Origin of the sequence: Klebsiella sp. MBT K-1 (assembly GCF_002556465.1) — a bacterium.
GTDB classification, from domain to species: Bacteria; Pseudomonadota; Gammaproteobacteria; order Enterobacterales; family Enterobacteriaceae; genus Klebsiella; species Klebsiella grimontii.
The window spans coordinates 85716-103893 of the sequence record NZ_PDEL01000017.1; the positions used below are offsets into that span (position 1 = coordinate 85716).

The window sequence follows — 18178 nt, forward strand, 5'->3', positions numbered from 1 at the left end:
TCATGGCAGAACGTATTACCGGACACACCGAGCTGATTGGCCTGATTGCGACCCCGATTCGTCACAGCATGTCGCCGACCATGCACAACGAAGCTTTTGCCCATCTGGGGCTGGACTATGTTTACCTGGCGTTCGAAGTGGGTAATGAAGAGCTGAAAGATGTGGTACAGGGCTTTCGCGCGTTAAAACTGCGCGGCTGTAACGTCTCGATGCCGAACAAAACGGAGATTTGCCAGTATCTGGACAAACTCTCTCCGGCTGCAGAGCTGGTTGGCGCGGTGAATACCGTGGTGAACGACAATGGCGTACTGACCGGCCACATCACCGATGGCACTGGATATATGCGCGCGCTCAAAGAAGAAGGCATCGACATCATCGGCAAAAAGATGACCGTGCTGGGCGCCGGCGGCGCGGCAACCGCCCTCTGCGTTCAGGCCGCGCTGGACGGCGTCAAAGCGATCTCCATCTTCAACCGCAAAGATAAATTCTTCGCCAATGCAGAACAGACCGTCGCCAAAATCCGTAACAACACCCGCTGCGAGATCCACCTGTTCGATCTGGACGATCATGACAAACTGCGCGCCGAGATCGACAGCAGCGTCATTCTCACCAACGCCACCGGCGTGGGCATGAAACCGTTTGAAGGCCAGATGCTGCTGCCTGACGACAGCTTCCTGCGCCCGGACCTGATCGTGTCTGACGTGGTCTATAACCCGCGCAAAACCTATCTGCTGGAAGTGGCCGAGAAAAAAGGATGCCGCACCATCAACGGTCTGGGGATGATGCTCTGGCAAGGCGCGCGCGCTTTTGAAATCTGGACAGGCAAAGAAATGCCGGTTGAACACATCAAAAGTATCCTGTTCTAAGGATGGGCGCGATGAAAAATCCATATGTCCCAACGGCAGCTGGGCTCTATCTAAACTACCTGATCCACGGCATGGGGGTGCTATTAATTACCCTCAATATGGCGAATCTGCAGGAACAGTGGGGAACCGACGCGGCCGGCGTCTCCATCGTCATTTCGTCGCTCGGGATTGGCAAGCTCGCCACGATCGTCACCGGATTCCTGTCCGATCGTTTTGGCCGTAAACCCTTTATCTATCTCGGGATTGCCAGCTATGTGGTGTTCTTTCTCGGTATTCTGCTGACGAAAAATATCTATCTGGCCTACTGCTGCGGCATTATGGCGGGACTGGCGAACAGCTTCCTCGACTCCGGTACCTACCCGGCGCTGATGGAATCTTTCCCAAACTCCGCCAGCCGCGCAAATGTGCTGATTAAGGCCTTTGTCTCTGCCGGGCAGTTCCTGCTGCCGTTCATTATCAGCCTGCTGATTTGGGCGAATATGTGGTACGGATGGTCGTTTATTATCGCTGCGGCATTGATGCTCCTGAGCGCCGTCTACCTGATAAAAATGCCGTTCCCGGACCATCGGGCGAAAAAGGAGAGCGCAGAAAAATCGCCGGCTGCCGCCGCTGCCCCACAGGCGGACTCCAGTAAACTGGATATGGTTATCTTTACCCTGTACGGCTATATCGGTATGGCGACGTTTTATCTGGTCAGCCAGTGGCTAGCGCAGTATGGAGAGTTCGTTGCCGGTATTCCTCACGAGTCGGCAATTAAACTCCTGAGCGTCTATACTGCGGGTTCCCTGACGTGCGTATTCGTCACCGCCGCCTTTGTCAAAGAGGTATTTAGTTCAGCCGTCGCCATGATTGTCTACACCTTCCTGTCGATGATTGCATTGCTGATCGTTTGCCTGTTCCCGACGCCAATGGTGGTTACCGGCTTCGCCTTTATCATCGGTTTCTCCGCCGCCGGCGGCGTACTGCAGATAGGCGCGACCATTATGGCCATGAGCTTCCCGAACGGGAAAGGCAAAGCCACCGGGATCTTTTATACCGCAGGCAGTCTGGCCAGCTTTACGATCCCGCTGATCACGGCAAAACTATCGAAGATAGGTATCGCCAGCATTATGTGGTTCGATCTTCTGATCGCTATCGTCGGCTTTGTGATCGCCCTGTACATCGGTTATCGTCAGCTTCAGGTTCGCGCCGCTGCCAGAACATCCCATGTTGCAGCAACCGCCTGATGGTCAATGACAAAAAGAATAATGGATACCAACATGACTCAAGCAGTAACAGTAAAAAACATCACCTTCCAGGAAGGGGAAACCTTAATTTGCGTACCGCTGATCGGTAAAACGCTTGCCGAGCTGCAGACCAACGCTCGCGCGCTGGCTACCGCCGGAGCTGACATTATCGAATGGCGCGTCGATCACTTCACCCAGGTCAGGGAAATTGAGCAGGTCCTGCTGGCGCTGGGTGAAATTCGCCAGCTGTTGGATGCGATCCCGCTGCTGTTCACCTTCCGCAGCAAAAAAGAGGGTGGCGAAACGGAAATCAGCGATGAAGCCTACTTTGAGCTAAATCGCCAGGCGGCCGTCAGCGGTCTGACCGACGTGATTGATATCGAGCTGTTTAACGACGAAGCGCAAATTCGCTCGCTGGTGAATGATGCCCATGCTGCTGGCGTAAAGGTCATCATGAGCAATCATGATTTCCATAAAACGCCGGCCCAGGAAGATATCATCTACCGCCTGCGCCGCATGCAGGATCTCGGCGCTGACCTGCCGAAGATCGCGGTTATGCCGCAGTCGCCGCAGGATGTCCTGACGCTGCTCTCGGCAACGCTGACCATGAAAGAGAAGTACGCCACTCGACCGTTAATCACCATGTCGATGGGTAAATCCGGCGGCGTCAGCCGGGTAACCGGCCGTTTGTTCGGTTCAGCGATGACCTTCGGGACCGTAGGCCAGGCTTCTGCGCCGGGACAAATTGCCATTACCCAACTGCGTGAACTGATGGATATCCTTTCCTGATAAAACATCGCCCGGAGGTCTTCCTCCGGGCATCATGCTAACGGATTTTTTGACTGTCATTAATAATGACATCTTTAAATGACTGAATAGCTGGAGAAAGTACCCGCTCTTTCATCGTTGCCAGGTAGATATAACGTGGAGGAATCGCATTTTTGATCGTCAGGATATGCACGTTGTAATACGAGAGCGCGGAAATTCGCGGCATAATCGCAATCCCATAATCAATACTGACCAGCCCCGCCATCGCCGTATCCTCATCAACGTAGCAGGCAATATCCGGCACCAGCTTTTGCTGCATAAATACGTTATCAATAAAGGGGCGTAACCCGCTATTTTCCGAAAAATAGATATAGGGATAGTGGATTGTCTCCACCAGGTCGACTTCATTTTCATAGAGCCTGGCCAGAGGGTGATCTTTTGCCGTCACCACCACCAGTTCTTGCTGAATAATAGGAATAAAATCAATATCCGGTTCATCCGCAATATAAGAACAAATAGCCAGATCGCTTTTCCCGGCCTTGAGTTCCTGCAGAAGCGTTAACGACGTACCCTGCGTAAAGGAAAATGTCACATTGTGACGAGATGGTGAAAGTGAATACTTATTAATTAACTGCGGAACAACATACTCTCCCATGGTATAAATAAACGCGATGCGTATATTCTCTTTGTTCTCTGCGCTATTTTTTTGCAACGTCATGCGGCCATTTTCTAACGAGGCCAGCGCATCTTCCACGTAGGGAAGAAAGCGCTTACCGTTCTGCGTAATCTTGATATTGCGCCCCTGCCTGGCGAATAGCGCCACGCCCAGCTCTTTCTCCAGTTCAGATATGGCATGGCTCAGCGAGGGTTGAGTGATAAAAAGGCTGGAGGCGGCTTCAGTGTAGTGCTCGGTTTCTGCCAGCCGCTTAAAATAATAAAGTTGCTTTAGGTTCATTATTTTTGCTCGTATAATATAAGAATAAAACTAATGCCCCTAATATACCATACAAGCCATCTATGATGAGCCGAAACGGAGAAATACCGGCGTTATATCAAATATTGTTTTACGTAACAAAGCATGACTTCTCATCGATAGAGTCAATACTTAAGCAGAATATTTCTGCATGCATAAATACATGCAAAAATATTTTAAACTTTAAAGGAAATCACTATGAGGACGATCGATGCTCAGGAACGGTCGATTTTGCCGTCGGCCGCGCAGAAGCGAACTAAAACGCGAATTGTAATTTTAATGTTACTATCGATAGGGACGATGATAAATTATCTCGATCGTACTATTTTAGGTATTGTTGCTCCCAAGTTAACAAGCGAAATACATATTGACCCGGCGATGATGGGGATCGTTTTTTCTGCTTTCGCCTGGACCTACGCGCTGGCACAAATTCCCGGCGGGATGTTTTTAGATCGCTTTGGCAATAAACTGACCTACGCGCTTGCTATTTTCTTCTGGTCAACATTTACCTTATTACAAAGTTTTTCTGTCGGGCTAAAGTCTCTGCTGCTGCTGCGTTTAGGCTTAGGTATCAGCGAAGCCCCCTGCTTCCCGGTTAATAGCCGGGTCGTCAGTAAATGGTTCCCCCAGCATGAACGCGCCCGCGCGACGGCAACTTACACCGTCGGTGAATATATTGGCCTGGCCGCATTCTCCCCGCTACTTTTTTTAATTCTTGAACATCATGGCTGGCGAACGTTATTTATTCTGACCGGCGGCCTGGGCATCGCGTTTACTTTTGTATGGTGGAAGTTTTATCACGAACCGCATCAATCAAAAACGGCAAATAAAGCAGAGCTGGAGTATATCGGCGTAGAAAATACGGCTGCCGCCAATGAAAACATCCCTTTCAACTGGCCGGATGCGAAGCGTCTACTCTGCTGCCGACAAATCATTGGCGCCAGTCTTGGGCAATTTGCCGGTAACACCACGCTGGTGTTCTTCCTGACATGGTTCCCGACTTATCTGGCCAACGAACGCCACTTACCGTGGCTACACGTGGGTTTCTTCGCCTCCTGGCCGTTCCTGGCCGCCGCTATCGGGATATTTTTCGGCGGCTGGGCATCCGATAAAATATTAAAGAAAACCCAGTCGGTTAATATTAGCAGGAAGCTGCCTATTATTTCCGGACTGCTGCTTTCGAGCTGCATCATCCTTGCTAACTGGGTCGACAGTAATACCGCAGTGATTATTATCATGTCGGTAGCTTTTTTCGGCCAGGGGATGGTCGGTCTCGGCTGGACGCTTATTTCTGATATTGCACCAAAAAATATGGGCGGCCTGACCGGCGGGATCTTCAACTTCTGCGCAAATATGGCGTCAATTATCACCCCATTAATTATTGGCGTCATCATATCAATGACTGGAAATTTTTTCTACGCGCTAATTTATATCGGTTTAACCGCACTAATTGGCGTTATCGCCTATATTTTTATTATCGGTGATATCAAAAGAATTGAATTGAAATAACCGGCCCAGACATTGCCCCGGCTTCCTGCCGGGGCAATGAAAACGCTTAGATATCTTTCACCCTGCTGGTCATAAACAGCGTCACCAGGGAAATCGCGGCAATCGTCCAGTAGACGCTGGCGTGGCCATAGCTTTGCGACAGCGCGCCCTGAATGACCCCGGCCAGAATGACTCCGGTGGAAATACTGTTGGTAAACAGCGTCGTCGCGGCCCCCGCCCTTCCGGGCATCAGATCCTGAAACCACAGCATGCCAATCCCGGCCACAATGCCGATAAAGACGGCATTAAACAGCTGTAAAATCAGCAGCGCAACCCGGTCGTGAAACAGAATCAGGCCGATATAAAACAGCACGCCCGCCGCAACCGCCGTCACCATCATATTGCGCTTGCCCCAGCGCTTAACGTAGTAGCCCGCCAGAATCATCGCCGGGATCTCCAGCCCGGCAGCGGTGCCCATCAGGATCCCAGCAAGGCTGTCCGGCAGGCCAAGATCGCTGCTGATCCAAAGAGGCATATCAATGATATACATGGTATTGCAGGTCCACATCAGCGTGGAGGCGATAAACAGCATCCGCACGTTTTTATCGTGCCACCCTCCGGCCTGCACCAGCACTTCGGCCCCTTCCGAGGGTTGTTCAACGCGGGCGACCGACGGTAGCTTAAAAGCGATCAGCGCCAGGCTAATGACAAAGATCCCGGCGGCAATGGAGAACATGGTGGTGAAGCCATAATTCAGCGCCAGCATAAAAGCCAGCGGTGGGCCAATGACCCACGCTAGCGAGAGCTGCGCACGCATTATCGAACTGAACATCACCACTTCGCGCGCCGAGCTATCGGCATATTCCCGCGCCAGAGCGAAGAGCTGCGGCATCGCGGCATTCGCCACGGAGGCCAGCATAACCCCGCAGGTAATCAGCGTCAGATAGTGGCGATTGAACGCAAACAGCAGCGCGTTTCCCACCGCCATCAGGCAGCAAAACATAATCAGCCGTCGACGATCGCCTCGACTATCGGAGCGTTTAGCCAGCGCCAGGCTGACCAGAATCCCGGCAATGGCGTTAACGGTATAGAACAGCCCCACCCAGAAAGGCTGCGCACCGACTTCGCGGCTAAGAAATAAGCTGAGCGTCGGCGCCTGCAGCGCGCCTGCGATCCCCATCATGAAAGCGACAAGCATAAAAGCGGCGTAAACGCCGTTAAGCCGACGCCCCATCGTCATTAACCACAGCATGAAATATCCTTAAACACGCGAAGAAGAAAACGAAAAAAGCCAGCAGAAGTTTTCTGCTGGCGGGTGATTCTATACTCTATGGATTTCGAGTTGCGGGCAGGCGGCCAGAACGTAAGTCCCTGGGAACATAGATAACTATGTGACCCGGGCGAGCGGGCGCAGCCAACGCACCTGCAGCTTGAAAGACGACGAGTATAACACCAATACTCAGTCACACATGATGTCTGCAAGTCAATGTTCAGAGGTCTGCGACGTAACTCCCCACTGCATCAGTTCACCGAGAATTTCCTGCTGTCTTCCTGCCATCAGGCGGGCCAGCCAGGACGCATCCTGCGTCGCAGAAAAGTAGCATTGGTAGAACTGTTTTGCGGTTGACCTCATCATATCCACCTCCTCGCTTCATCGACGTGGATTATTGCCTTAATATAGGAAGTAATAAATTGCTGAGTTTTTATCAGGAGTTCCCCTTTTATGTCTTCCGGTCGTTTACAACAGCAGTTCATCCGCCTGTGGCAGTGCTGCGATGGCAAGTCGCAGGAGACAACGCTGAATGAACTGGCAGAGATGCTAAGCTGCTCGCGTCGTCATATGCGTACCTTACTCAACATGATGGAGGCGCGCGGCTGGCTGACCTGGGAGGCGGAGGCCGGACGCGGCAAGCGTTCCCGGCTCGCTTTTCTCTATACCGGTCTCGCGCTGCAGCAGCAGAGGGCGGAAGATCTGCTGGAGCAGGACAGAATCGATCAGCTGGTACAGCTGGTGGGCGATAAAGCCGCCGTCCGGCAAATGCTGGTTTCCCATTTAGGCCGCAGCTTTCGCCAGGGTCGGCATATCCTGCGCGTGCTCTACTACCGGCCGATGAAAAATTTGCTGCCCGGCAGCGCGCTGCGCCGCTCGGAAACCCATATCGCCCGGCAGATTTTTAGCGCTCTCACCCGGGTAAATGAGGAAAATGGGGAACTGGAGGCCGATATTGCTCACCATTGGCAGCAGATCACCCCGACCCACTGGCGCTTTTTCCTGCGTCCGGGGATTCATTTTCATCATGGTCGCGAACTGGAGATGGAGGATGTCATCACCTCCCTGCAGCGCAGCAACGCGCTGCCGCTGTTTTCTCATATCGAGCGTATCGACTCCCCTACCGCCTGGACTCTCGACATTCATCTCAGCCAACCCGACCGCTGGCTACCGTGGTTGTTAAGCCAGGTACCGGCCATGATCCTGCCGCACGAGTGGCAGTCGATGGACAATTTCTCCAGCATCCCCGTCGGCACCGGGCCTTACTCGGTGGTGCGCAATAACCAGAACCAGCTCAAAATTCACGCCTTTGACGACTATTTCGGCTACCGGGCGCTGATCGATGAAGTGAACGTCTGGGTCCTGCCGGAAATCAGCGAAGAGCCCAACGGCGGGTTAACGTTACAGGGCACCACACAAAGCGAGAAAGCGGTAGAAAGCCGTCTGGAAGAGGGTTGTTATTACCTGCTGTTCGACGCCCGCAGCCCGCTCGGCGCCAACGCGGCGGTACGCCAGTGGTTAAGCTATCTGTTCCAGCCCGCCAGCCTGCTCTACCACGCCGGCGAGCACTATCAGGGAAACTGGTTCCCGGCCTATGGTCTGCTGCCCCGCTGGCATCACGCGCGCAACCACGCCTGCGAAAAACCGCCGGGCCTGGAAACGGTCAGGCTGACCTACTACCAGGACCATGTCGAGCATCGCGTGATCGGCGGGATCATGGCGACGCTGCTGGCCGAGCATCAGGTTAAGCTGGAGATTCAGGAACTGGAATACCAGGAGTGGCACCGCGGTGAAGCGGTCAGCGACGTGTGGCTTAACAGCGCCAACTTTACCTTGCCGATCGATTTTTCCCTGTTTGCCTGGCTGTATGAAGTCCCGCTAATTCGCAACTGTATTCCCATCGACTGGGAGGAAGACGCAAGCCGCTGGCGCGCGGGAGAGCTTAACCCCGCCACCTGGAGCCAGCAGCTGCTGGCCAATCAAACCGTGGTGCCGCTGATTCACCACTGGCTGATGATCCAGGGGCAGCGCAGTATGCGCGGCGTACGCATGAACACGCTCGGCTGGTTTGACTTTAAATCCGCGTGGTTCGCGCCGCCGGAACCGTAATGCTTTCAGTCCGCTGACAAAATCATTACACTAACTGCCGTTCTCAACGGGGTGCTGAATTATGGCTGAGAAAATACCCGTCGAACCTGATCCGGATAACGCCGGCGAAGGGATTTGAGGCCCACTCAAAATCCTTTGCCACCCCTTTTTCTGAGGTGCAAAGTGTTGAAAAAATTACTCCCGCTGCTGGCGCTGGTCGCCGCGCCCGTTTTTGCCAAACCGCTACTCACCGTTTATACCTACGACTCGTTCTCCGCCGACTGGGGCCCCGGCCCGGCGGTTAAAAAAGCCTTTGAAGCCGACTGCGGCTGCGAACTGAAGTTCGTGGCGCTGGAAGACGGCGTCTCGCTGCTCAATCGTCTGCGCATGGAAGGCAAAAACAGCAAAGCCGACGTGGTGCTTGGGCTGGATAACAACCTGCTGGAAGCCGCCTCGCAGAGCAAACTGTTCGCCAAAAGCGGCGTACCGGCCAGCGCGGTCAGCGTACCCGGCGGCTGGGACAACGACACCTTCGTCCCGTTCGATTACGGCTACTTCGCTTTTGTTTACGATAAAAACAAGCTGAAAAATCCGCCGAAAAGCCTGAAAGAGCTGGTTGAGGGCGAGCAAAAATGGCGGGTGATTTATGAAGATCCGCGTACCAGCACGCCGGGTCTGGGGCTGCTGCTGTGGATGCAAAAAGTGTACGGCGATAAAGCGCCGGAAGCCTGGCAGAAGCTGGCGGCGAAAACCGTCACCGTCACCAAAGGCTGGAGCGAAGCCTACGGCCTGTTCCTGAAAGGCGAGAGCGATTTGGTGCTGAGCTATACCACCTCCCCGGCCTACCATATTATTGAAGAGAAGAAAGATAACTACGCCGCGGCGAACTTCGCGGAAGGTCACTATTTACAGGTTGAAGTCGCCGCCCGCACCGCGGCCAGCAAGCAGCCGGAGCTGGCGGAAAAATTCCTCAAATTTATGGTCTCGCCGGGCTTCCAGAACGCGATCCCGACCGGCAACTGGATGTATCCGGTCACCCAGGTTGCGCTTCCGGCGGGCTTTGACGCGCTGATGAAACCGCAAACGACCCTCGAATTTACCCCGCAGCAGGTGGCCGCCGAACGCCAGAACTGGATCAGCGCATGGCAACGCGCCGTCAGCCGCTAGCTTTCGCCTGGCTCCTGCCGGGAGTCACGGCGGCCATCATTCTGGTCGTCGTGGCGCTGGCCGCCTTTCTGGCGCTGTGGTTCAGCGCGCCGGAAGCGGCCTGGGGCGTGCTGATCGGCGATAGCTATCTCTGGCACGTCGTACGCTTCTCTTTCTGGCAGGCCTTTCTTTCGGCGCTTTTTTCGGTGCTGCCGGCGATATTTCTCGCCCGCGCCCTCTATCGGCGTCGATTCCCCGGGCGAACGCTGCTGCTGCGCCTTTGCGCAATGACCTTAATTCTGCCGGTGCTGGTGGCGGTCTTCGGCATCCTCAGCGTCTACGGCCGTCAGGGCTGGCTGGCCGAATTATTTAACGCTTTCGGCTGGCAGTGGTCGTTCTCGCCCTACGGGCTGCAGGGGATCCTGCTGGCGCACGTATTCTTTAATATGCCGATGGCCACGCGCCTGCTGCTGCAAACGCTGGAAAATATCCCCGGCGAGCAGCGGCAAATCGCCGCCCAGCTCGGCATGCGCGGCTACGTCTTCTTCCGCCTGGTTGAGTGGCCGTGGCTGCGCCGGCAAATTGCTCCGGTCGCGGCGCTGATCTTTATGCTCTGTTTCGCCAGCTTTGCGACCGTGCTGTCGCTGGGCGGCGGCCCGCGGGCAACCACCATCGAACTGGCGATTTACCAGGCCCTTAATTTCGACTACGACCCGGGCCGCGCGGCGATGCTGGCGCTGATCCAGATGATCTGCTGCCTTGGGCTGGTGCTGCTTAGCCAACGGCTGAGCAAAGCCCTCGCCATCGGGGCCAGCAACATTCACGGCTGGCGCGATCCCGACGATCGCCTGCACAGTCGATTAAGCGACTTTGCGTTGATTACCGCAGCGCTGCTGCTACTGCTGCCGCCGCTGCTGGCGGTGATACTCGACGGTCTGAACAGCAATCTGTTTCGCGTGCTGCATCAGCCCGCGCTGTGGCAGGCGCTCGGGACGTCGCTGCGCATCGCGCTTGCCGCCGGACTCTTGAGCGTTATCCTGACCATGATGCTGCTATGGAGCAGCCGCGAGCTTCGCGCCCGCCGTCGCCCGCTGGCCGGGCAGGCGCTGGAGCTAAGCGGGATGCTGATCCTCGCCATGCCCGGCATCGTGCTGGCCACCGGCTTCTTCCTGCTGCTCAATAACAGCGTGGGCCTGCCCGAGTCCGCCGACGGTATCGTGATTTTTACCAACGCGCTGATGGCGATCCCCTACGCGCTGAAGGTGCTGGAGAACCCGATGCGCGATATCGCCGCCCGCTACGGTACCCTCTGCCAGTCGCTGGGGATGCACGGCTTTACCCGTCTCAGGGTGGTTGAGCTTCGCGCGTTAAAGCGCCCGCTGGCCCAGGCGCTGGCCTTCGCCTGCGTGCTGTCGATTGGCGACTTCGGCGTGGTGGCGCTGTTCGGTAACGAAGATTTTCGTACCCTGCCGTTCTACCTGTATCAGCAGATCGGCTCTTATCGTAGCCAGGACGGCGCCGTGACCGCCCTTCTGCTCCTGCTGCTGTGCTTTTTACTCTTTAGCGTGATTGAAAAACTTCCGGGGCGCGATGCTAAAACTGAATGATGTGACCTGGCTTTACCAGCATCTACCGATGCGTTTTACGCTTGCCGTCGAACGCGGAGAACGCATCGCGGTGCTTGGCCCCAGCGGCGCCGGGAAAAGTACGCTGCTGAACCTGATTGCCGGTTTTCTGCCGCCTGCCAGCGGCAGTATCGAGATCGACGGCCAGCCTCATACCCACACGCCGCCCGCGCGTCGTCCGGTATCGATGCTGTTTCAGGAAAATAACCTGTTTAACCACCTCACCATCCGCCAGAACATTGCTCTGGGAATGCATCCGGGGCTCAAGCTGAACGCGGAACAAACCGCCCATTTGCGGACCATCGCCGAACAGATGGGGATCGATGCGATGTTAGAACGGCTGCCGGGCGAGCTTTCCGGCGGCCAGCGTCAGCGCGCGGCGCTGGCGCGCTGTCTGGTACGCAAGCAGCCGGTGCTGCTGCTGGATGAGCCCTTCTCGGCGCTCGACCCCGCGCTGCGCCAGGAGATGCTGGCGCTGGTTGCCGACGTCTGCCAGCAGCAGCGGCTGACGCTATTAATGGTATCGCACAGCGTGGAAGATGCGGCGCGCATCGCGCCGCGGTCGATAGTTGTGGCCGAGGGACGAATCGCCTGGGATGGCGACACCGCCTCGCTGCTCAGCGGCAACAGCAGCGCCTCGGCGCTGCTGGGCATTAGCGCAAAATAACCTTCTGCAGGATCTCGAGATAGACCGGCATCAGCGGATGGCGGAAGGCGAAAACCAGCGCGGCCCCGGCGGCGCACAGCGAAAGCGGAGCGAGCCACAGCAGACGCGAACGCGGCAGAAAGCGGGTTAACCGATCGGCGGAATTTTTAGCGCTGCGCCACAGCCGCCAGCACAGCCACGCCGCCAGCCACGCCAGCAGCGCCGCGCCCAGCAGCAGCCACTTAAAGCTGGCGCTATTCTCATCGGCCGGGATATCAATGGCCGCCCCGGCGAGGATCCCCGGTAAGAAGTAGAGCGGCGGCCACAGCAGGCAGCCAATGATATTGGGCGGGATGAATTTCGCGACCGGCAGATCGAGCATTCCGGCGACCATCGGCACCAGCGGGCGCGTCGGCCCGACAAATCGGCCAATCAGAATGGTCAACATGCTGTGCTGATGCAGCGCATGTTCGGTTTTATCCAGCAGCGCTTTATTTTTCTTCAAAAAAGACCAGCGGTGCAGCGGCTTTTTGAAGCGCCAGCCCAGCCAGAACGAAATCCAGTCACCGAGCAAACAGCCGATAATCCCCGCCAGCCACGCCTGCCAGAAGTTAACCTCGCCGCTGCCGATCAGCGCCCCCAATCCGGCCATCATCACCGTTCCCGGTAAGATAAGCCCCACCAGCGCCAGCGACTCGAGGAAGGCGACCAGCAGAACGGCTATCAGGGAATAGACCGTAGATTGAGTAATAAAGTGTTCCAGCAATGCTTGCATAATGTACCCGGTTTAAAAACGAAGCACGGATTCTCCGGAGCCGTTAATACTTCGTCAAGCCATCATTTGTTTGTATAGTTTACTGGCTGTGTTAATAACCCGGGCTATCATTTCACTTTCTTTACTTTTTATTCACACCCGGCGCGAAACTCGCTCGGGCTGGCGCCGGTACACTTCTTAAATACGCGCGAAAAGTAGAGCTGATCCTCAAAACCGACGTTACGGCCAACGGTGGCGATCGGCATCCGCGTGGTGCTCAGCAGCAGCTTGGCCTGGCTAATGCGCTGATCCTCCCGCCACCCCAGCACGCTGATCCCCAGCTGCTGGCGGAACAGATGCGACAGGCGCGACGGCGACAGGCACACGTGCTGGGCGACGCTGGCGATATCAAAATGGCTGTCCGCCAGATGGTCGCTGATGTACTGGCAGGCATCGCGCACCCGGTTATCCAGCGGCGGATGCAGCGATTCGTTGATGGCCTCCATGCGCCTGAGCAGCAGCTGTTCCATGAGATTGATCGCCAGCAGTTCGGAGTAACGCCCGGCCCCCTGCCCGGCTTCCACAATCTGCCCGAACAGTTCGCCAAAGCGCGTCTGCCACTGCTCATCCGGGCGAAAAAAACCGGTCTGGGCGAAAATCGTCGGCCAGTTTAGCCATTCATGCCAGTAGGCGCGCGGCCGGAAATAGACCCACTGGTGATACCACTCGCGGGCATCGGGGTGACGGCCATAATGGTGAATCTCTCCCGGCGGAAACAGCAGCATATCGCCGGGCCGGCAGATAAACTGCTCCCCGTGGTTATTGATCACCCCTTCGCCGCGAATCGTCAGGTTCAGGATATAGCCTTTCATCCCCAGCGGGCGGTCAATAAAGAAATCCAGATAGCCATCGGCGTCAATCGGCGTCAGGCCCGTCACCAGATGGGCGTTAAAAGAGTAACCCGGCAACAAAGGATCGTTTTGCGTTTCGGCCATAAACTCTGCTCTCCTGGAGACATTAAGGACACCAATTGTCCATACCTTGCATTTTATCCTCTGGCTGACAGCGCGTGCTGCGACGCGGGTTATAAATTGAATTAAAACCCGCCGCCTCTCGGCAAAAACTGAGCACAGCGCACAATTCAGGCACTTTTAGCGCATAACTGAAGTGTCTATAAAGACGGCAGGAAAGTCCACATTGAATATTTGCACGGCGTCACACTTTGCGACGTCACAGCAATATAGTCCATAAGATTAGCGAATACAGCCTGACGGTTTTCAGCCCAGATATCTACTGTTTCACCATGAATGATTTTTAGCATGGAGTAACAGCATGGCAATTGCGATTGGCCTCGATTTTGGCAGTGATTCAGTACGCGCCCTGGCGGTAGAGTGCGCAACGGGCGAAGAGCTCGCCGCAAGCGTCGAGTGGTATCCGCGCTGGCAGGAGGGGCTATTCTGCGATGGCCCGAACAACCAGTTCCGCCATCATCCACGCGACTATATCGAATCGATGGAAGCCGCGCTGAAAAGCGTCCTCGCATCCCTTAGCGCCGAACAGCGCGCTGCCGTGGTGGGTATCGGCGTGGATAGCACCGGCTCAACCCCCGCGCCCATCGACGCCGACGGCAACGTCCTGGCGCTGCGCGACGAATTCGCCAGCAACCCCAACGCCATGTTCGTCCTGTGGAAAGACCACACCTCGGTGGAAGAAGCGGAGGAGATTACCCGCCTCTGCCACCAGCCGGGCAAAGAGGACTACTCCCGCTATATCGGCGGTATCTACTCCAGCGAATGGTTCTGGGCCAAAATCCTCCACGTTACCCGCCAGGATAGCGCCGTCGCCGAAGCCGCCGCGTCGTGGATTGAGCTATGCGACTGGGTACCCGCGCTGCTTTCCGGTACCACCCGCCCGCAGGATATTCGTCGCGGCCGCTGCAGCGCCGGGCATAAATCGCTGTGGCACGAAAGCTGGGGCGGCCTGCCGCCAGCCGGTTTCTTCGATGAACTCGACCCGATTATTAACCAGAATCTGGCCTATCCGATGTTCAGCGAGACCTGGACTGCGGATGTCCCGGTCGGCACCCTGACCGCCGAGTGGGCCGCGCGCCTGGGCCTGCCGCAAACCGTCGCCATCTCCGGCGGCGCTTTCGACTGCCATATGGGCGCCGTCGGTGCCGGGGCGCAGCCAAACGCGCTGGTCAAAGTGATCGGCACCTCCACCTGCGACATTCTGATCGCCGATAAACAGAGCGTCGGCGAGCGTACGGTGAAGGGTATTTGCGGCCAGGTCGACGGTAGCGTTGTGCCTGACTTTATCGGTATGGAAGCGGGGCAATCCGCGTTTGGCGACATCTACGCCTGGTTTGGCCGCATCCTCGGCTGGCCGCTGGAGCAGCTGGCGCAGGCCCACCCGGAACTCAAAGAGCAGATCAAAGCCAGCCAGAAACAGCTACTTCCCGCGCTGACCGACGCCTGGGCGAAAAACCCGTCTCTCGACCACCTGCCGGTAGTGCTGGACTGGTTTAACGGCCGCCGTACGCCGAATGCCAACCAGCGTCTAAAAGGGGTCATTACCGATCTCAACCTCGCCACCGACGCCCCGGCGCTGTTCGGCGGGCTGATTGCCGCCACCGCCTTCGGCGCCCGCGCCATTATGGAGTGCTTCACCGACCAGGGTATCCCGGTCAATAACGTGATGGCGCTCGGCGGCATCGCGCGGAAAAACCCGGTGATCATGCAGGCCTGCTGCGATGTGCTGAATCGCCCGCTGCAAATCGTCGCCTCCGATCAGTGCTGCGCGCTGGGCGCGGCTATCTTCGCCGCCGTCGCCGCGGGCGTATATCGCGATATCCCCGCCGCGCAGGAAAACATGGCCAGCCAGGTGGAAAGTACCCTGCAGCCCCGCCCGGCCCAGGCGCAACGCTTCGAACAACTCTACCAGCGCTACCAGCAGTGGTCGCTTAGCGCGGAACAACGTTATCTTCCTTCGACTGCAAAGGCGGAAACCGCGCCGCAATCGCAGGCAGCTCTCACCCATTAAGGATATAAAAATGACTATTTTTAATAATTATGAAGTGTGGTTCGTCATCGGTAGCCAGCATCTGTATGGCCCTGAAGCGCTACGTCAGGTTACGAAGCACGCAGAACATGTGGTGAACAGCCTGAATGCGGAAGCCAAACTGCCGTGCAAACTGGTGCTTAAGCCGCTGGGTACTACCCCGGATGAGATCACCCATATCTGCCGCGACGCCAATTACGATGACAAGTGCGCCGGGATGGTGGTGTGGCTGCATACCTTCTCACCGGCGAAAATGTGGATTAACGGCCTTACGATCCTCAACAAACCGCTGATGCAGTTCCATACCCAGTTCAACGCGGCCCTGCCGTGGGACAGCATCGATATGGACTTTATGAACCTGAACCAGACCGCGCACGGCGGCCGCGAGTTCGGCTTCATCGGCGCCCGCATGCGTCAGCAGCACAGCGTGGTGACCGGCCACTGGCAGGATAAAGAAGCGCATCAGCGCATCGGCGCGTGGATGCGCCAGGCGGTCTCTAAACAAGATACCCGCCACCTGAAAGTCTGCCGCTTCGGCGATAACATGCGCGAAGTGGCGGTGACCGACGGGGATAAAGTCGCCGCGCAGATCAAGTTTGGCTTCTCGGTTAACACCTGGGCGGTGGGCGATCTGGTGCAGGTCGTCAATGCGGTCAGCGACGGCGAAATCAGCGCGCTGATTGATGAGTATGAAAGCAGCTATCGTCTGACGCCCGCGGTGCAAATCCACGGCGATAAGCGGCAGAACCTCCTCGACGCCGCGCGCATTGAGCTGGGGATGAAGCGCTTCCTGGAACAGGGCGGCTTCCACGCGTTTACCACTACCTTTGAAGATTTACACGGCCTGAAACAGCTTCCGGGTCTCGCCGTGCAGCGTCTGATGCAGCAGGGCTACGGCTTTGCGGGCGAGGGCGACTGGAAAACCGCCGCTCTGCTTCGCATCATGAAGGTGATGGCAACTGGTCTGCAGGGCGGCACCTCTTTTATGGAGGATTACACCTATCACTTCGAGAAAGGCAACGATCTGGCGCTGGGCTCGCATATGCTGGAAGTCTGCCCGACCATCGCCACCGCGGAGAAACCGATTCTCGACGTCCAGCCTCTGGGCATCGGCGGTAAAGCCGATCCGGCGCGCATCATCTTCAACACCCAGACCGGCCCGGCGATCGTTGCCAGCCTGATCGATCTCGGCGATCGCTATCGTCTGCTGGTGAACACCATTGAGACGGTGAAAACGCCGCACGAGCTGCCGAAACTGCCGGTCGCCAACGCCCTGTGGAAAGCGCATCCGGATCTGCGCACCGCGTCCGAAGCCTGGATCATCGCCGGCGGCGCGCACCACACCGTCTTCAGCCATGCGCTGACCCTCGACGATATGCGCCAGTTTGCTGAGCTGCAGGATATCGAGCTGACCGTGATTGATAACGAAACCCGTCTGCCCTCCTTCAAGGATGCGCTGCGCTGGAACGAAGTGTATTACGGTTCAAAACGCTAAGAGACCGTCCCCTCACCCTCTCCCCAAGGGAGAGGGTGAGGGGAACTGACTCGCCAGCAATTCGGAGCACAGTATGTTAGAAGATCTCAAACGCCAGGTTCTCGAAGCCAACCTGGCCCTGCCTAAGCACAATCTGGTTACCCTCACCTGGGGCAACGTCAGCGCCGTCGACCGTGAACGGGGGGTGCTGGTAATTAAACCCTCCGGCGTCGACTACAGCGTAATGCGCGCCGAAGATATGGTGGTGGTCAGCCTGGAGACCGGCGAAGTGGTTGAAGGCCAGAAAAAACCCTCTTCGGATGCCCCAACCCACCGCCTGCTGTATCAGGCATTCCCGACGCTGGGCGGCATTGTTCATACCCATTCGCGTCACGCCACCATCTGGGCGCAGGCCGGACAGTCGATTCCCGCCACCGGCACCACCCACGCCGACTACTTCTACGGCGCGGTCCCCTGTACCCGTCTGATGACCGACGAGGAGATCAACGGCGAGTACGAATGGGAAACCGGCGCGGTGATCGTCGAAACCTTCCGTGAAAAAGGCATCGATCCAGCGCAAATGCCCGGCGTGCTGGTGCACTCGCACGGCCCGTTTGCCTGGGGGAAAAACGCCGAAGACGCGGTGCATAACGCTATCGTGCTGGAAGAGATCGCCTATATGGGCATCTTCTGCCGCCAGCTGGCGCCGCAGCTGCCGGAGATGCAGCAAACGCTGCTGGATAAACACTATTTGCGCAAGCACGGCGCGAAAGCCTATTACGGGCAGTAGCGCC

16 protein-coding genes and 1 riboswitch are annotated in these 18178 nt (G+C 56.7%); of the genes, 11 read left to right on the forward strand and 5 right to left on the reverse strand.

The annotated features are described in order from the left end of the window. The first annotated feature begins 2 nt into the window (after nucleotides 1–2). From CMQ96_RS23125 to aroD, 3 genes are read left to right on the forward strand one after another with little or no spacing between them, the layout of a single operon-like run. A complete protein-coding gene (locus tag CMQ96_RS23125) occupies nucleotides 3–866 on the forward strand; it encodes a shikimate dehydrogenase (RefSeq protein WP_024360304.1) in 864 nt (287 codons plus the stop codon). A gap of 11 nt (nucleotides 867–877) precedes the next feature. After that, nucleotides 878–2092, forward strand: a complete 1215-nt coding sequence (locus tag CMQ96_RS23130; RefSeq protein ID WP_024360303.1) for an MFS transporter — start codon at nucleotides 878–880, stop codon at nucleotides 2090–2092. Nucleotides 2093–2125: 33 nt separating this feature from the next. Next, the gene (gene aroD, locus CMQ96_RS23135) at nucleotides 2126–2881 is read left to right on the forward strand and encodes a type I 3-dehydroquinate dehydratase (protein WP_024360302.1); all 756 of its coding nucleotides are present in this window, start codon (nucleotides 2126–2128) and stop codon (nucleotides 2879–2881) included. A gap of 37 nt (nucleotides 2882–2918) precedes the next feature. On the opposite strand, the gene CMQ96_RS23140 is transcribed toward aroD, so the two are convergent. Then, nucleotides 2919–3815: a LysR family transcriptional regulator gene (locus tag CMQ96_RS23140; protein ID WP_004872203.1), complete on the reverse strand. Its 897-nt coding sequence runs from the start codon at nucleotides 3813–3815 to the stop codon at nucleotides 2919–2921. A gap of 216 nt (nucleotides 3816–4031) precedes the next feature. Between CMQ96_RS23140 and CMQ96_RS23145 the strand changes: the two genes are divergently transcribed. Then, the gene (locus CMQ96_RS23145; protein ID WP_024360301.1) at nucleotides 4032–5342 is read left to right on the forward strand and encodes an MFS transporter; all 1311 of its coding nucleotides are present in this window, start codon (nucleotides 4032–4034) and stop codon (nucleotides 5340–5342) included. 46 nt (nucleotides 5343–5388) lie between these two features. Here the strand turns inward: CMQ96_RS23145 and CMQ96_RS23150 are convergent, their stop codons facing one another. Both CMQ96_RS23150 and sgrT read right to left on the reverse strand, forming a co-directional pair. After that, a complete protein-coding gene (locus CMQ96_RS23150) occupies nucleotides 5389–6573 on the reverse strand; it encodes a sugar efflux transporter (RefSeq protein ID WP_004872206.1) in 1185 nt (394 codons plus the stop codon). A gap of 231 nt (nucleotides 6574–6804) precedes the next feature. Continuing rightward, nucleotides 6805–6957 (reverse strand): glucose uptake inhibitor SgrT, encoded by a 153-nt coding sequence (gene sgrT / locus CMQ96_RS23155; protein ID WP_071830630.1) that lies wholly within the window; start codon nucleotides 6955–6957, stop codon nucleotides 6805–6807. Nucleotides 6958–7044: 87 nt separating this feature from the next. On the opposite strand from sgrT, the gene sgrR reads away from it, so the two are divergent. From sgrR to thiQ, 4 genes are all read left to right on the forward strand, one after another. Then, the gene (gene sgrR, locus CMQ96_RS23160; RefSeq protein WP_098067381.1) at nucleotides 7045–8700 is read left to right on the forward strand and encodes an HTH-type transcriptional regulator SgrR; all 1656 of its coding nucleotides are present in this window, start codon (nucleotides 7045–7047) and stop codon (nucleotides 8698–8700) included. A gap of 37 nt (nucleotides 8701–8737) precedes the next feature. Then, nucleotides 8738–8831, forward strand: a riboswitch (TPP riboswitch). Nucleotides 8832–8862: 31 nt separating this feature from the next. Further along, nucleotides 8863–9846: a thiamine ABC transporter substrate binding subunit gene (gene thiB / locus CMQ96_RS23165; RefSeq protein ID WP_004872211.1), complete on the forward strand. Its 984-nt coding sequence runs from the start codon at nucleotides 8863–8865 to the stop codon at nucleotides 9844–9846. Continuing rightward, complete coding sequence (gene thiP, locus CMQ96_RS23170; RefSeq protein ID WP_098067382.1) at nucleotides 9822–11432, forward strand: thiamine/thiamine pyrophosphate ABC transporter permease ThiP; 1611 nt, start codon at nucleotides 9822–9824, stop codon at nucleotides 11430–11432. The genes thiB and thiP overlap by 25 nt, the downstream gene beginning before the upstream one ends. Then, nucleotides 11416–12117: a thiamine ABC transporter ATP-binding protein ThiQ gene (thiQ, locus tag CMQ96_RS23175; protein WP_098067383.1), complete on the forward strand. Its 702-nt coding sequence runs from the start codon at nucleotides 11416–11418 to the stop codon at nucleotides 12115–12117. The genes thiP and thiQ overlap by 17 nt, the downstream gene beginning before the upstream one ends. Here the strand turns inward: thiQ and CMQ96_RS23180 are convergent. Further along, a complete protein-coding gene (locus CMQ96_RS23180; protein WP_004872217.1) occupies nucleotides 12104–12871 on the reverse strand; it encodes a DedA family protein in 768 nt (255 codons plus the stop codon). The two genes, thiQ and CMQ96_RS23180, sit on opposite strands and share 14 nt — an antisense overlap. A gap of 128 nt (nucleotides 12872–12999) precedes the next feature. Next, the gene (araC, locus tag CMQ96_RS23185) at nucleotides 13000–13845 is read right to left on the reverse strand and encodes an arabinose operon transcriptional regulator AraC (protein WP_004128863.1); all 846 of its coding nucleotides are present in this window, start codon (nucleotides 13843–13845) and stop codon (nucleotides 13000–13002) included. A gap of 337 nt (nucleotides 13846–14182) precedes the next feature. Between araC and araB the strand changes: the two genes are divergently transcribed. The 3 genes from araB (at nucleotide 14183) to araD (ending at nucleotide 18174) form a co-directional block, all read left to right on the forward strand. After that, complete coding sequence (araB, locus tag CMQ96_RS23190) at nucleotides 14183–15892, forward strand: ribulokinase (RefSeq protein WP_024360298.1); 1710 nt, start codon at nucleotides 14183–14185, stop codon at nucleotides 15890–15892. Nucleotides 15893–15902: 10 nt separating this feature from the next. Then, on the forward strand, nucleotides 15903–17405 hold the full coding sequence (gene araA / locus CMQ96_RS23195; protein ID WP_004872220.1) for an L-arabinose isomerase: 1503 nt from the start codon (nucleotides 15903–15905) through the stop codon (nucleotides 17403–17405). Between the two features lie 73 nt (nucleotides 17406–17478). Continuing rightward, the gene (araD, locus tag CMQ96_RS23200) at nucleotides 17479–18174 is read left to right on the forward strand and encodes an L-ribulose-5-phosphate 4-epimerase (RefSeq protein WP_098067384.1); all 696 of its coding nucleotides are present in this window, start codon (nucleotides 17479–17481) and stop codon (nucleotides 18172–18174) included. Nucleotides 18175–18178 lie beyond the last annotated feature (4 nt).

What these genes read in the sequence shown, in the direction of transcription:
- CMQ96_RS23125 (WP_024360304.1), top strand. Translation starts at nt 3, where the DNA reads ATGGCAGAACGTATTACCGGACACACCGAGCTGATTGGCCTGATTGCG.
- CMQ96_RS23130 (WP_024360303.1), top strand. Translation starts at nt 878, where the DNA reads ATGAAAAATCCATATGTCCCAACGGCAGCTGGGCTCTATCTAAACTAC.
- aroD (WP_024360302.1), top strand. Translation starts at nt 2,126, where the DNA reads ATGACTCAAGCAGTAACAGTAAAAAACATCACCTTCCAGGAAGGGGAA.
- CMQ96_RS23140 (WP_004872203.1), bottom strand. Translation starts at nt 3,815, where the DNA reads ATGAACCTAAAGCAACTTTATTATTTTAAGCGGCTGGCAGAAACCGAG.
- CMQ96_RS23145 (WP_024360301.1), top strand. Translation starts at nt 4,032, where the DNA reads ATGAGGACGATCGATGCTCAGGAACGGTCGATTTTGCCGTCGGCCGCG.
- CMQ96_RS23150 (WP_004872206.1), bottom strand. Translation starts at nt 6,573, where the DNA reads ATGCTGTGGTTAATGACGATGGGGCGTCGGCTTAACGGCGTTTACGCC.
- sgrT (WP_071830630.1), bottom strand. Translation starts at nt 6,957, where the DNA reads ATGATGAGGTCAACCGCAAAACAGTTCTACCAATGCTACTTTTCTGCG.
- sgrR (WP_098067381.1), top strand. Translation starts at nt 7,045, where the DNA reads ATGTCTTCCGGTCGTTTACAACAGCAGTTCATCCGCCTGTGGCAGTGC.
- thiP (WP_098067382.1), top strand. Translation starts at nt 9,822, where the DNA reads ATGGCAACGCGCCGTCAGCCGCTAGCTTTCGCCTGGCTCCTGCCGGGA.
- thiQ (WP_098067383.1), top strand. Translation starts at nt 11,416, where the DNA reads ATGCTAAAACTGAATGATGTGACCTGGCTTTACCAGCATCTACCGATG.
- CMQ96_RS23180 (WP_004872217.1), bottom strand. Translation starts at nt 12,871, where the DNA reads ATGCAAGCATTGCTGGAACACTTTATTACTCAATCTACGGTCTATTCC.
- araC (WP_004128863.1), bottom strand. Translation starts at nt 13,845, where the DNA reads ATGGCCGAAACGCAAAACGATCCTTTGTTGCCGGGTTACTCTTTTAAC.
- araB (WP_024360298.1), top strand. Translation starts at nt 14,183, where the DNA reads ATGGCAATTGCGATTGGCCTCGATTTTGGCAGTGATTCAGTACGCGCC.
- araA (WP_004872220.1), top strand. Translation starts at nt 15,903, where the DNA reads ATGACTATTTTTAATAATTATGAAGTGTGGTTCGTCATCGGTAGCCAG.
- araD (WP_098067384.1), top strand. Translation starts at nt 17,479, where the DNA reads ATGTTAGAAGATCTCAAACGCCAGGTTCTCGAAGCCAACCTGGCCCTG.